Annotated in this window: 5 protein-coding genes and 1 tRNA gene; all 6 read right to left on the minus strand. The window is 49.4% G+C overall.

Features of this window, described 5'->3' with window-relative positions; all coding sequences use genetic code 11:
• The 6 genes from secY2 to MFP28_RS07605 all read right to left on the minus strand — a co-directional run bounded on the left by secY2 (position 1) and on the right by MFP28_RS07605 (position 15,575).
• A complete protein-coding gene (secY2, locus tag MFP28_RS07580; RefSeq protein ID WP_002906894.1) occupies positions 1-1,224 on the minus strand; it encodes an accessory Sec system protein translocase subunit SecY2 in 1,224 nt (407 codons plus the stop codon).
• A gap of 32 nt (positions 1,225-1,256) precedes the next feature.
• Positions 1,257-2,261 carry a sugar transferase gene (locus MFP28_RS07585; protein WP_002906896.1) on the minus strand — a complete coding sequence of 335 codons (1,005 nt, stop codon included), beginning with the start codon at positions 2,259-2,261 and terminating at the stop codon, positions 1,257-1,259.
• Between the two features lie 16 nt (positions 2,262-2,277).
• Entirely contained in the window at positions 2,278-5,502 is a 3,225-nt protein-coding gene (locus MFP28_RS07590; RefSeq protein ID WP_002906898.1) for an SP_1767 family glycosyltransferase, read from the minus strand.
• Between the two features lie 344 nt (positions 5,503-5,846).
• On the minus strand, positions 5,847-14,393 hold the full coding sequence (locus MFP28_RS07595; protein WP_002906900.1) for an accessory Sec-dependent serine-rich glycoprotein adhesin: 8,547 nt from the start codon (positions 14,391-14,393) through the stop codon (positions 5,847-5,849).
• 210 nt (positions 14,394-14,603) lie between these two features.
• Positions 14,604-14,691: transfer RNA gene (locus tag MFP28_RS07600), tRNA-Ser, on the minus strand.
• Positions 14,692-14,729: 38 nt separating this feature from the next.
• Positions 14,730-15,575, minus strand: coding sequence for a DUF695 domain-containing protein (locus MFP28_RS07605; RefSeq protein WP_002906902.1), 846 nt, complete (start codon positions 15,573-15,575; stop codon positions 14,730-14,732).
• Between the last annotated feature and the right edge of the window lie 73 nt (positions 15,576-15,648).

A 15,648-nucleotide genomic window follows, 5' to 3' on the forward strand; every position in this document is an offset into this window, starting at 1 on the left:
CTACAACAATGAACGATAACGGTCATTAAGCATCAAGGCATCCACCTCGTCCTTAATAGAAAAGACCATCCCGATAAAAATCATAAAAATCCCCGGAATCATGCTGAGTCGCAGATAGCGAATGTCCAGAAGGACTACCATCATGGGCAGGCCAGAAATCAGGATAAGATAGAAAGCCCCCACTAGAGCAAAATAAGTCACCAAACCATTGATATAGCGGCGGGTTGCTCCTCCCGGATAAACATTTTCAATATACTCTCCACTCTTTTGCATCCGCTCAGCAATCTGGTCGCCGCTAATATTGATAAAGGCGAAGGCCAGTGCCAGGATGAAAATAGTCAGCAGATAGAGGATAAACCAAGCTGGACTTCCCATAGACAGCGCTTCTATCCACTGCTCAATCAGCTGGTTGTCCGGCTGGAGAAAGTGGATAATCAAGAGGAAATACTGGGGAATGCTGACCAAGGTCATAGCGTACATAATCGGCATCCCACCAGCAGGATTCAGACGAATATCCAGATAAGAGTATTTCTTGAAACGGTTATGGATATTAATCTTATTGACTGGAATTCGGTACTTGGACCGCTCAACTGTAACAGCCAGATAGAGAAAAACTAGGCTGAAAACCAGCATCAAGGCTAGCCACAGAGAAGAAATCTTCAGCTCCTGAATAGAGTTCCAAATATCCTGCGGAATGTAGGCAATCATGCTGGCCATGACAATCATGATGGAACCGCCAAGTCCCATGGCAGCATTCAAATCCGTCAGCCAGATGAGAAAGTAGGTCCCAGCCATCAAGACCAAGGTATCTAAGACCATAATCGTAGTCATATCCACCCCACCTGATTCTTGCAGTGGCAGATTTAGGACCAGTCCCACAGACTGTATCAAGGCAATAACCAAAGTCAGCAGCATCCGCCGCCTTTCCTGTACTTCCAGAGGGAGCTTACTCAAGCCTAGGCGCTTGGACACAGCAAACATTTGCCAGATCAGCATAGAGGACATCCAAGGAGACAGGCCGACAGAAAAGAGCGACATACTGCGCAGATTTCCCCCCATCAGGGCTGTCGCATAGTTCAAGGTCGTAGAGGTTCCGTCCATGGCGGTTGCCTTACTCATATCGATGAAAGGCAGGGTCAGCTTGGTTCCCAAGACATAGATAAATAAGAAAAATAAGGTCCACAGAAACTTCTTGATAATGACCGGTTTAAAAAATGACTTCACACTGACTCCTCATGACGATGGCTGGAAAAGCTCTAAGATAAGACTTCCATCACCGCATCTACTAAGACTTTCTTGCTAAAATAACCTTCCTTGAGCAGGAAAGAGAATTTTCTAACCCGCTCGACCATAGCCTGATATTCCTCTGCAGTCAAATTTTCAACGATCCGACTGGCCTCTTCCAGGCTGTCTACGACAAAGCCCAGACCGCGATCGCGAATCAGCTCTGCATTGGACAGGTAAGAAGGGACGATGACCGGAATACCTGCCGCCAGATAGGTAGCTGACTTATGAGAGATGTTGAGCCCATAATATTCCGGCTCGTCTGCTGGATTTTCCTCAACCCCCCAGACCAGACCTAGACCGCCCTTGGACAGCTCCAAGAGCAACTCTGGCCGGCTGACCCAGCCACGATAGCTGACATTGGCCTCTGGATTTGACTCTTCCTCAGGCGAAAAAATCTCCAGCGGCGTAGCATAAGACCAATTGATCAGATGTGGAAAACGTTCCACACTTCCGGCAAAATAGAGCTTGCGGGCAAACTGAGGCTGGTGCAGGGGCAAATCATAGGGATGATCCCACATGCGTTGGACCAAAATCTTGTCCACCGTCAGCCCCTCTGCCACTAGCTTATCCCGCATCTGCTCAGAAGGCACGATGACCGCATCTGACTGATTGTACATATCGATATACTCCGGCATCAGATAGTAGTTTGACGGGAACATCAGCGGCGGTACATCATGGATAAAGGTAATCAGCTTGGCCTGCAAAATCTTCAGCTTGCTGATAAAGGCCTGGTCAAACTCCCGACCATTCCAAGTCGGCGACTGATAAATAACCACATCGCCATAGCCTACACTGGCCATGATACCGTCCAGACGCCGACTAAGCTCCGACTGGCTGTCGCTGTAAATATCGTAAAAGTAAAAACTCAATTCATTGAAGCCCAGCTGCTTGGCTAGCTTGGTCACATCATTCTGGGCAATCAAGGCCGTACTCTGGCCAGACATACCGTATAGATTGGTAATATTAACTTTCATATTCTTTTTCTAATCTTCATTCCTGAGCCAGATTGGCAACAATCTGACTGTCATAAGCTTGGTCGTCTCTAAACTCAATATCCTGATCAAAGTTGTGCTCAGCCGTATGCTTGTGCGACAGCTTGACCTTGTGGCTAGCCCCCATCTGGAACCACTCATACTCTGAGTCAATATGCCCAATATCCAGCGCCCGATAACCTTCCTGAACCAGATCATAGACCAAGACCTTGGCCGTCGGACCCAGCATAGTCAAAATCAGACGATTGTCCGCATATTCTCGAACAGCCTGCTTGATGGCATCCAGCTTGCTGTAGGCATTGCGAGAAGGACAGATAATCCGCTTGATGGATTTAGCCCCGTCAAAGAGGTCATTGCCCACACCAGAGCGAGAAGTCAAGCCCTCTACGATCAAGAGGTCCTTGTCCTTCCATAGCTGCTTGAGCTTTGCAAAATAGCCCGCAGACGGTGTCTTATCTTCCAAGTCAATATAAGGACGGGAAATAAAGGTCGATCCATACCAAGGTGCTCGGCAAATATTTTTATATTTCTCAAGAAAATGTGGCAAATGATTTAGACTCCAGAAATTCTGGGCATCGATGGAATAGCGCTCTAGCCCTGTAAAGACATCGGGCAGACAAATCATCAAACGCTCATTGCTTTCCATAGACATAATCTCTCTCAAGCGTGCTGACAGCTCTGGATCAAAGTCTTGATAGACGATACTACGGCCCGCAACCAAATCCATCTCCCCATCTCCAAAGCGAACTACTGAAGCACCTTTCTCCAAGAGATAATCCAGCGACTGGTCGATAGAGAGTACAGAAATCTGCCGCTCCTCAGGCTCGGCTAAGCCCAGCTTCTCAATAGCCTGCACCATGACTTCAGGGTTATCAGCTGGAAAGACTTCCTGCCCCTGCTGGCCATGGACTGTACTATCAAAGGCAAAGACTGGCTTGCCAGCAGACTTAAAGCGAGCAATAATGTCCCCTACCTCATCGCCAGCATTGATATCCAGCAGCAGCTGAGACTTGGCTTCCAGCGACTCCAAGAGAGCCGGAATGCCCGCTATATCTGAACTGACGCTGACATTAGGATACTGGAGCAGACGCGTGATTGGCTCTGCCACCACTACCGGTGCAGCAATGTAGAAATGACAGGCAGGCAGGGCTTGAATCAGATAATTGATATGCATCAGGTCACAAGAGTAGGTGTAGACTAGGCAGGACAGACTTGAGCTATCTTCCTCTTCCACCATCTTTTGAGTCAGGGCTCCGACTGGCTCCTCCATATCCGACCAATCCAGTCCCTGATAGAACCACCAGACCTCACGATAGATAGACTGGGTATACTCTTTCCAAGGCTTGCGCTCGGTCAGATAGTGAATCACAGGCGGATAGAGACCTTTTTCAGGTTCATAGTCCGAAAAGGTCGTGTGCAGCGTAATGCAGTTATAAGCAAAAGGCAGCTCAAGCCAGCGGTTTTCAAAGAGCATATTGAGAATGCTTTGGTCATCCTGAGTAACTTTATCATGCAAGCTATCAGTCATCTCAATCAATTGACCCGCAATATCGTTTTCTCTCCAGTAGTTCACATTAATTAGTAAAACACCTGAATTAAAAATCTGCTCGCCAAAGTATACTTCTCCACCCAGATCTCTTACCGCTCCAAGCGGATAGGAACCTAAATCAACTGCAAAAATTTCTGATAAATCACGTGTTACTACAATATCGCAGTCCAAATAAAGAGCTTGATCTTCCTGTACAAAAGTAGCTGTAAAATATCTCAAAAAAACTGAATAATGGATATTTGTCTTATATTGACTAATATGACTGCCATCCACCCGAGCATTGACAATCTGGCAGTCTAGCTTGGCCAGTCTCTTTTGCATGCTGACAAACCACTCTGTCGGAAAGTCACTGTTGATGACATAAAACTTGATAAAGCGATTGTGGCAAACGATGGACTTAATGGTGGTTAAGACCTGCTCACTATAGGCAGCATTAGCCGCCAGCACCACAGCCCGAAAGGCTTGCGGCTTCTCTTTTTTCATCAGACTGCACAGCTTTCTCACCATCTCCTGAGGGTGCTCATGGGGATAGACCAGTTCTTCGTTTTCATTTTTCTTAGTATTGTCAAAAGCCAGAACTGGCTTGCCCAGCGTCTTGAAACGACGACTCAGTTCATAGTGCTCATTCCCATGGTGAATATCCAAATAGACCTGGCACTTATCAATGAGCTCATCCAGCACTGCATGGATAACCTGCGGATAGAGATGGATATTTTCATAGCGATCCAAAGAACGCAGATAATCTCCCATATCTGTGTAACAGGCTATATAAAAATGAACGCTAGGCAGGGACTGGGCTAAAAACTCAATCTGCTCTAGCTCTTGCACATCTGTCAGGAGCATACAGTTGAGAGCGGCCTTCTCCCAACGGTCCTGCATCTCAAACTCTCCCCGATGATGGGCTAAAACATCCTCCAGACTCAAAGCCTGAAAGTCCCACCAAAGCTGACGGTAGCGATAGCTGATCTCCGAATTCCAAGGCTTACGATAAGTCGTATAATGAATAATCATCGGTTCCTTATCCAGCTCAAAATGCCCATTCCAGCCGCTGTAAAAGGCCACCAAATCATGGCCTACCTGCAGATTGTAAATCTTATCCAAGGGCAGCCAGTCCTGAGCCAGCACATGATTTAAAACCGTCTGATCGCCGTTGAAATCCTCCATCTGGCCAGACTGGACCAAGCCCATGATGCGGTCCGTTTCCTTGATAAAGGTCTCCTGCAGCTGCTTTTCTTTCCATGCTCGATTATCAATTAGCAGAACTCCAGAGTTAAATCCATAACCACCAGCATCTCCAACCGCTGCAACAAGCTTGCCTTCTAGAAAAATATCAAATAAAGGCTGCAAATCTCTATTGACCACCAGATCGCTGTCCAGATAAAGGACGCGCTCCTCTGCTACAAACTGCGGAATGAAATAGCGTGCATAGGCTGCTGAGCTGATATGGTCCTGAGTCAGCCACTCTGGACTGATAGTCACTTGGTCCAAGCTGACATTGACCAATTCACTATCCACCTGCTCAGCCAGCTCCTTAAAATCACGGAACCACTCGTCACTTAATCCCTGATTGAAAACATAGATTTTTACATTTTTATTGTAATATAAAATCGACTTAATTGTAGTCGAAACTTGCTCCTGATAGGCCTGATCCCCAACCAAAACAATCGTTTTCATTTCTTCCCTTACTCTTTCATTTCATAAACTCTAAAACATCATTTCTATACTTGATATTATATAAAATATTGTCCAAAAAATCTATATTCTCAAGGATTTTCCTGCACAATAAAGAACTCTTTTTTCTACTAAATTGTCAAAAAAACAGGAAGTTGTCAAAACTTCCTGTTTCTATTGCCTCTCGGTTTCTTTTTACTAGTTCCTAGTCTAGTATTTTAGTAAGCAAGCACTAGAAATTATCAAATTAATTCCCTTAAGACTTGCTCTGCCCATCACTTCCTCAACTCACTAACTGAGTGAACTTTCGACGGACTAAAAGATAAACTGAGCGGCACTATTTACTGCTACTCCTCAGAGTCGCTTTTCTTTTTACGTCTCTTGAAGGCCAAGCCCAATGCTCCTAAGCCCAGAGCCAGGATGGAAGCCTTGCTCTCCGTTTCCCCTGTCTGAGGCAGACGACCTCTGGAAATCAGATCCAGTTCAGACTGTCTTGTGGAAGCGGACAGACTTTCAGATGTGCTCTGACTAGCTGACAGACTCGTCGACAGGCTTTCCGATACAGACTGACTGACACGAACAAGCTCACTGAGGCTGACTGCTGCTGACAGTGACTCACTTGTAGAAATGCTTAATGAGTAGAATTCCTTCTCATGAACCAGATCCAGCTGACTATGCAAGACTGAGGTGCTGGTGCTCAGTGAGGTAGACTCGCTGATTGACTGAGAATCGCTAATCGAAGCACTTTCTGAACCAGATAGACTAGCCGAAGTGCTGGCAGATTCTGAGACACTTACTGAAGCGGATATACTTGCCAACGCTAAAGCAGATGCACTTACTGAAGCGGATTCGCTCGCAGATACGGATGAACTAGTTGAAGCTGACTCACTTGCTGACGCTGAGGTGCTTGCTGATACAGATGCACTAGTAGACGCTGACGTGCTTGCTGATACAGATGCACTAGTAGACGCTGACGTGCTTGCTGATACAGATGCACTAGTAGACGCTGACGTGCTTGCTGATACGGACGCGCTCGTTGAGGCAGACGTGCTTGCTGATACGGACGCACTTGTTGAGGCAGATGTACTTGCAGATACTGACGCGCTCGTGGACGCCGAGGTACTTGCGCTCACTGACGCACTCGTTGAAGCGGACGTACTTGCGCTCACTGACGCACTCGTTGAAGCGGACGTGCTGGCGCTCACAGACGCGCTCGTTGAAGCTGACGTACTTGCACTTACTGATGCGCTGGTTGAAGCAGACGTACTTGCGCTCACTGATGCGCTCGTGGACGCGGACGTACTTGCACTCACAGATGCACTTGTCGATGCTGACGTGCTGGCTGATACAGAGGCACTCGTTGAAGCGGACGTGCTGGCACTTACCGACGCGCTCGTTGACGCACTGGTTGAGGCGGACGTACTTGCGCTTACCGACGCACTCGTCGATGCTGACGTGCTGGCTGATACAGAGGCACTCGTCGACGCTGAAGTACTTGCAGATACAGATGCGCTCGTCGATGCTGACGTGCTTGCACTCACTGACGCACTCGTTGATGCGGACGTACTTGCTGATACTGAGGCACTCGTCGATGCTGAGGTACTTGCACTTACCGACGCGCTCGTTGAGGCTGAGATACTTGCGCTTACGGACGCACTTGTCGATGCGGACGTGCTGGCGCTCACAGACGCGCTGGTGGACGCTGAGGTACTTGCACTTACCGATGCGCTGGTTGACGCAGACTCGCTTGCTGAAACTGATGCACTCGTTGATGCGGACGTGCTGGCGCTGACTGACGCACTCGTTGACGCGGACGTACTTGCTGAAACGGACGCACTGGTTGATGCAGACGTGCTTGCTGAAACGGACGCACTGGTTGATGCAGACGTGCTTGCTGAAACGGACGCACTTGTCGATGCGGACGTACTTGCTGAAACTGATGCACTCGTGGAGGCTGAGGTACTTGCTGAAACTGATGCGCTCGTGGAGGCTGAGGTACTTGCACTTACGGAGGCGCTGGTTGACGCAGATGTGCTTGCAGACACAGATGCACTCGTGGAGGCTGAGGTACTTGCACTTACTGAGGCACTCGTCGATGCGGACGTACTTGCGCTGACTGACGCACTCGTCGATGCAGATGTGCTGGCAGATACTGAAGCACTTGTTGAAGCGGACGTACTTGCAGATACAGAGGCACTCGTGGAGGCTGAGGTGCTTGCACTTAGGGACGCACTCGTGGAGGCTGAGGTGCTGGCGCTTACTGAAGCACTGGTCGACGCGGACGTACTTGCACTCACTGACGCGCTAGCAGATGCTGACGTGCTGGCGCTCATTGACGCGCTCGTCGATGCCGATGTGCTGGCACTTACTGACGCACTGGTTGACGCGGACGTACTTGCAGATACAGAGGCACTCGTGGAGGCTGATGTGCTGGCGCTCACTGACGCACTCGTTGAGGCTGAGGTACTTGCAGATACTGACGCACTCGTCGATGCTGACGTGCTGGCACTCATTGACGCGCTCGTCGATGCCGATGTGCTGGCACTTACTGACGCACTGGTTGACGCGGACGTGCTGGCACTTACTGACGCACTCGTGGAAGCAGACGTACTTGCGCTCACTGATGCGCTCGTCGATGCAGATGTGCTTGCAGATACTGACGCACTCGTTGAGGCTGAGGTACTTGCACTTACTGACGCACTCGTTGAAGCAGACGTGCTTGCAGATACTGACGCACTCGTTGAGGCTGAAGTACTTGCGCTGACTGAAGCGCTCGTCGATGCAGATTCACTTGCAGATACAGACGCACTGGTTGACGCAGACGTACTTGCACTTACGGATGCACTCGTGGACGCTGAAGTACTTGCACTTACGGATGCACTCGTCGATGCGGACGTACTTGCACTTACTGATGCACTGGTTGAGGCGGATGTGCTTGCTGATACAGATGCACTCGTTGAAGCAGACGTACTTGCTGATACAGATGCACTTGTTGAAGCAGACGTACTTGCTGATACGGACGCACTCGTCGAGGCTGACTCGCTTGCGCTTACAGAGGTGCTCGTTGACGCGGACTCACTTGCACTTACTGACGCGCTGGTGGACGCAGACGTGCTGGCAGATACAGATGCACTCGTTGAAGCTGACTCACTTGCACTCACGGACGCACTTGTGGAAGCCGAGGTACTTGCGCTCACGGACGCACTCGTCGACGCGGACGTACTTGCACTTACGGATGCACTGGTTGAGGCGGACGTACTTGCACTTACTGATGCACTCGTGGAGGCTGAGGTACTTGCGCTTACTGATGCGCTGGTAGACGCAGACGTACTTGCTGAAACGGATGCACTCGTCGATGCTGAGGTACTTGCTGAAACGGACGCACTGGTTGACGCGGACGTGCTGGCACTCACTGACGCACTCGTTGACGCGGACGTGCTTGCAGATACGGATGCACTCGTGGAAGCAGACTCACTTGCTGAAACTGATGCGCTCGTTGAAGCAGACGTACTTTCACTTACTGATGCACTAGTGGACGCAGATGTGCTTGCAGACACAGATGCACTCGTTGAGGCTGAGGTACTTGCTGATACAGATGCACTTGTTGATGCAGACGTACTTGCGGATACTGACGCACTTGTTGATGCTGACGTGCTGGCAGATACGGACGCGCTCGTTGACGCGGACGTACTTGCACTTACTGATGCGCTTGTTGATGCCGAGGTACTTGCACTTACTGACGCACTCGTTGATGCGGACGTACTTGCACTTACTGATGCACTTGTGGACGCTGAGGTACTTGCACTTACTGATGCACTCGTCGACGCGGACGTACTTGCACTTACTGATGCACTCGTTGAGGCCGATGTGCTTGCGCTCACTGACGCACTCGTTGAAGCCGACGTACTTGCACTTACTGATGCACTTGTTGAGGTGGACGTGCTGGCGCTGACTGATGCGCTCGTCGATGCGGACGTACTTGCGCTTACGGACGCACTAGTGGAAGCTGAGGTGCTTGCACTTACTGACGCACTTGTTGACGCGGACGTGCTGGCGCTTACTGAAGCACTGGTCGACGCTGACATACTTGCTGAAACTGACGCACTCGTTGAGGCTGAAGTACTTGCACTTACGGACGCACTCGTCGACGCGGACGTACTTGCAGATACAGATGCACTTGTCGATGCTGAAGTACTTGCAGATACAGATGCGCTCGTTGACGCAGAGGTACTTGCACTTACGGACGCACTCGTCGACGCTGACGCGCTGGCACTTACAGAGGCACTCGTCGATGCAGACGTACTTGCTGAAACTGATGCACTCGTCGATGCGGACGTACTTGCGGATACTGATGCACTGGTTGATGCGGATGTGCTTGCTGATACAGATGCACTCGTTGAAGCAGACGTACTTGCGCTCACTGAAGCACTCGTCGATGCGGACGTACTTGCTGATACTGAAGCACTCGTGGACGCTGACGTACTTGCGGATACTGACGCACTGGTTGATGCGGATGTACTTGCTGATACAGAGGCACTTGTGGACGCTGACGTGCTGGCGCTCACGGACGCACTAGTGGAAGCTGAGGTGCTTGCACTTACTGACGCACTCGTCGACGCGGACGTACTTGCAGAAACAGAGGCACTTGTTGAAGCCGATGTGCTTGCGCTTACTGACGCACTGGTTGATGCTGACGTGCTTGCACTTACCGACGCACTCGTGGAGGCTGAGGCACTTGCGCTCACTGACGCGCTCGTTGATGCGGATGTGCTTGCAGATACAGATGCGCTAGTAGACGCTGAGGTGCTTGCACTCACTGACGCACTTGTTGAGGCTGAGGCACTTGCACTCACGGAGGCACTCGTTGAGGCAGACGTACTTGCTGAAACGGATGCGCTCGTTGATGCTGAGGTACTTGCACTTACTGATGCACTCGTGGAGGCAGATGTACTTGCTGAAACGGACGCACTTGTTGATGCAGACGTACTTGCGCTTACTGATGCGCTCATGGATGCTGAGGTGCTTGCACTTACTGATGCACTCGTCGATGCTGAGGTACTTGCACTTACCGACGCACTCGTTGATGCCGATGTGCTTGCACTTACGGACGCGCTAGTGGACGCGGACGTACTTGCGGATACCGACGCACTGGTGGACGCTGAGGTACTTGCGCTTACGGATGCACTCGTCGATGCTGAGGTACTTGCACTTACGGATGCGCTCGTTGAGGCAGACGTGCTTGCACTTACTGACGCACTTGCCGACGCGGACGTGCTTGCTGATACAGAGGCACTTGTTGAAGCCGATGTGCTTGCTGATACTGACGCGCTAGTAGACGCCGAGGTACTTGCACTTATTGAAGCGGACGTGCTTGCACTCACTGAGGCGCTAGTGGACGCGGACGTACTTGCGGATATCGACGCACTCGTCGATGCGGACGTGCTTGCTGAAACGGACGCACTTGTCGACGCGGACGTACTTGCACTTACTGAGGCGCTAGTTGACGCTGACGTACTTGCGCTTACGGACGCACTCGTCGACGCGGACGTACTTGCACTTACTGATGCACTCGTTGACGCTGACGTACTTGCGCTTACTGAGGCACTCGTTGAAGCTGAGGTACTTGCAGATACGGATGCACTCGTTGACGCGGACGTACTTGCTGAAACGGACGCACTCGTTGAGGCTGAAGCACTTGCTGAAACTGACGCGCTGGTTGATGCTGAGGTACTTGCGCTTACGGACGCACTCGTCGACGCGGAGGTACTTGCACTTACTGAGGCGCTAGTTGACGCTGACGTACTTGCGCTTACGGACGCACTCGTTGAGGCTGAAGTGCTTGCAGATACAGATGCGCTAGTTGACGCGGACGTACTTGCAGATACAGATGCGCTCGTGGAAGCTGACGTACTGGCACTTACTGATGCACTCGTGGAGGCTGAGGTACTTGCACTTACTGATGCGCTCGTTGATGCCGAGGTGCTTGCACTTACTGACGCGCTAGTGGACGCGGACGTACTTGCGCTCACTGATGCGCTCGTCGAGGCGGACGTACTTGCAGATACAGATGCGCTCGTTGATGCCGAGGTACTTGCGCTCACGGACGCACTCGTGGAGGCAGACGTGCTGGCGCTGACTGATGCGCTCGTCGATGCAGACGTACTGGCTGAAACTGATGCACTGGTTGATGCGGATGTGCTTGCAGATACAGATGCGCTGGTTGACGCGGACGTACTGGCACTTACTGATGCACTCGTTGACGCTGAGGTACTTGCACTTACTGATGCGCTCGTGGAGGCTGAGGTGCTTGCACTTACTGACGCGCTCGTTGAAGCAGATGTACTTGCGGACACTGACGCGCTGGTCGATGCGGACGTACTTGCACTTACTGACGCACTTGTCGACGCGGACGTGCTTGCTGACACTGACGCGCTCGTGGAGGCTGACGTACTTGCGCTTACAGATGCACTTGTCGATGCGGACGTGCTGGCACTCACGGACGCACTTGTCGACGCTGAAGTGCTGGCTGAAACTGACGCGCTCGTTGAAGCGGACGTGCTTGCTGACACTGACGCACTCGTTGAGGCGGACATGCTGGCTGAAACTGACGCGCTCGTGGAGGCTGACGTACTTACGCTTACGGAGGCGCTAGTGGACGCAGATGTGCTTGCAGACACAGATGCACTCGTTGAAGCGGACGTACTTGCACTTACGGATGCACTCGTGGACGCTGAGGTACTTGCTGAAACTGATGCGCTCGTGGACGCTGAGGTACTTGCGCTGACGGACGCGCTCGTAGATGCCGATGTGCTGGCGCTGACGGACGCACTCGTTGAAGCTGATGTACTTGCACTTACGGATGCACTCGTCGACGCGGACGTACTTGCACTTGTAGACGCACTTGTGGACGCGGAGCTCTTAATTGACACAGAAGCACTTGTAGATGCGGAACTGCTTGCTGAAGTTGAGGCACTAGCAGAGGCTGACTTACTTTCCGCAATAGATTCGATTGTTGAGGTAGAGGCACTGACGGATGCGGAGGTGCTTGCAGATTTGGAAGTACTTCCTTCTCTTGTATCTACCAACTTATTGCCCTCAACAGTAGCCTTCCTGTTATCTCTGAATGTTATAGTAGTCGTACCATTATTAGAAACGGAAATAGCAGTATTTAAATTGTTACCTGCAACGTCTTGTGGTCTTAAGTTTGGATTACTCTGCTTAATTGCTTCTCTGACCTGATTTTTTTCAGTTTCTGATAATTGATTTGGGTTCTTAACTATTAACGTATTCTCTGGAATATTCGGTTTGTATCGAATAATCAATCTGAACTGGCCATTTACCGATGTCTTTGCAACAGCAGCATTACCCATTTCTGTTTGTGTTGCATTAACGTTCCCTGCCGCATCCGTAGCAGTTATGTAACGAGTATAATCACCAATCGTTGTATCGACTGGAACATTACCAAAAACTCGAACCTTTAACTGATTACCTTCTTGCGCAACTGAATATCTCACCCATTCAGTACCGGTTCCAGGAAGATTACTATACAACCAACGATAAAGTGTCTTATTAAGATCAAAAGCATTGGAATTATCCGTTACTGTCGCAACAAATTCAAAGGACTCACCACGATAAACAGTAATTTCACTAGGGAAATCAACAACTGGTCTTTCCGTATCTCTAAACGGCACATTGGTATCCAGATCTATCTTATCCCAACTTCCTCTAGTCTTACTAGTGACTTCGCTGTATTCAGCAGGAAAATTATTATTTGTAATAGCTTGAGTACTTGTTGCCAATCGCAGGGCAATAGCTGGATTACCTGTAGTCTCTGCCACTCTGGTGACAATTCGCAGTGTTGTAGTCGCTGCTGAACGACCAGTATAGAGGTTCCAAGCTCCAGATGACTGAACAGTCCCAGAATTAGTAGCTTCTCGACCATTAAAAGTAACGCTTGTAGTTTCCTGACCTTCTCCGATAGATACAAGCGCCCCAATATTGCCAGTCTGTGCTTTGTTAGGTGACAAGGTGATAGTCCAAGTCAGCAGACGAGTCTGATCATCAAAGCTTGTAGTGATGTTGTCAATCATATCACCGTTGACTCTATCACGGTTAGTCTCATTGAAATTGGGCTGTGTCACCGCCCGACGGCCCCTTCTCCGTCCTGTCTGGTTAGAAGCTTCTGTCGACTGCTGGCTGCTTTCGGATTTAGCACTCTCTGATGTAGAGGTGGTAGATGTCTGACTGGCTGAGACTGACTCTGATGCACTAGCGGACGCACTGGTGCTTGCACTAACCGAATCAGATGTACTTGAAGACACTGAAAGAGACTCAGATACACTTAAGGAATCTGAGACTGCTTGAGATGTGCTGGCACTGATAGAGGCAGAGCTAAACTGTGACATTGACTCTGATGCTGAGATGCTGGCTGAGATAGATGCACTGACAGAAGCACTGGCACTGGCTGAGGATGTATCTGATACAGACTCTGACTCAGTATGTGAGCTTGCCGTTGCAGTTGCTGCTTCAGCAGCACTGCTTTCTTCTCCTAAAACTGTTTCACCACGTGTCGCTAAAACGTCTGTCGTGTCAATGACCTTTTCCAGAGCCTGACCTTCTTCTGCATGGACAGTTGTGCTTGTCACAACAGCTCCGCCCAGCACGGCCCCCGTAGCGACAATGCCCCTCAAAAAGTCTATGCCGCTCTTCTTATCGGTAACTTGTTCTTCCGTTACCTTGAGCTCGATCGATGAAAGGCCTCCCCCCTTCATTGATCTAAAAAGGCCGAACTGTGATGTCGCAGCACGCAGCCAATGCTTACCCGATTTAATCAGCTTAAAACGAGTCACACGCTCTACTTCGTGGTACTTACCTTTTTGACGTTTAAAAAACATAATTCTCCCTTTAATTTATATCCTTTTTAAAAATCCATTAATCCCATTTTACCACACTATTATATAAAATGAACAATAATTTACTTATTTTTTTTGCTGAAATTGTTTTCAAGAATTTCCAAAAAATTCATTTTCAAAAAGAATCACCTTACTTTCATGCCTCTTTTACAAAGAGAAAAAACGCCAAACAGCGTTTCTTGCAACTTATGACGGAAGACATGGGATTCGAACCCACGCACGCTTTTACACGCCTACTGCGTTTCCAACACAGCCTCTTAAGCCTCTTGAGTAATCTTCCACAAAAGAGAAAGCCCAGCTTTCTCAAAACTTTAACCATTATACCACATTACAGCCCCAACCGCCATAGTTTCCGTTAAATTTTTTCACAAATTCAACCAAAGTCCAAACATTCTGGTTCAAATCAAAGATTTCCGTCGTATCCATACGAATCACATGCAGCTGATATGGTTTGTCAGCATCTTCTATCTTTTCAGCTGATACGAGGCTATAGCCCAGCTCTTCTACTTCCTTTAGGAAACCATCTCGGTCTTCCTCCGAAGCAAAATAGGCCCAATGGTCAATCTCGCGCTCCTGACTATGGTCATCACCGTCCTGCTCCAGCTGGTACCAGACCCTCTGGTTGAGAATGGTCTGATACTCGTATTCATTAGGATAGAGAAAGTCAAAGTATTGATTCCATTCCTCGTCTTCCAGGGTTGCCGAGTCATAGCGGCGGTCTGGAAAGTCGCGCATCACTTCAGCAATTGGTTCCAGATGGCTTTTCTTGTCTTGCAGATAGTAGTAAAACTCAATATTTCCATCTGTCGTAATCACACCGACATGAATGCCACCGACTTGCCCTAAAGCCTCAGAAAGCCGGTCCTCAATCACATTCAGCTCTTTAAACTCATCACTAGATGGAAAACCTGTCTCCCCATCGTACTGGAGGAGCGTTACCTTGAGCCTCATAGCATAAGCATAGAGAGGATAGGGTGCCTCATCAGCCAAAGCTAGATTCAGACGAATACTAGCCAACTTGTCATCTATATAGGTTGAGAAAGAGCCCCACTCACTAGGAAAAGGATCTTCAGAAGGCACATCAAGCACTGCTTCTTCAACCTTTTCTACTTTCTCTTCCTCTTGCTCTTGTTTCTTACCAAACAGATTCTTAAAAAAACTCATATCCAACTTCCCTTAATACTTATGAAATCAACCCAATAGAAATACAAATATTTCCTTTGTCATCACTAACATC

This window comes from Streptococcus sanguinis (assembly GCF_050234405.1).
Classification (GTDB): Bacteria; Bacillota; Bacilli; order Lactobacillales; family Streptococcaceae; genus Streptococcus; species Streptococcus sanguinis_W.

Coding starts and splice junctions, on each gene's coding strand:
- MFP28_RS07590 (WP_002906898.1), bottom strand. CDS start 5,502: ATGAAAACGATTGTTTTGGTTGGGGATCAGGCCTATCAGGAGCAAGTT.
- MFP28_RS07585 (WP_002906896.1), bottom strand. CDS start 2,261: ATGAAAGTTAATATTACCAATCTATACGGTATGTCTGGCCAGAGTACG.
- MFP28_RS07605 (WP_002906902.1), bottom strand. CDS start 15,575: ATGAGTTTTTTTAAGAATCTGTTTGGTAAGAAACAAGAGCAAGAGGAA.
- MFP28_RS07595 (WP_002906900.1), bottom strand. CDS start 14,393: ATGTTTTTTAAACGTCAAAAAGGTAAGTACCACGAAGTAGAGCGTGTG.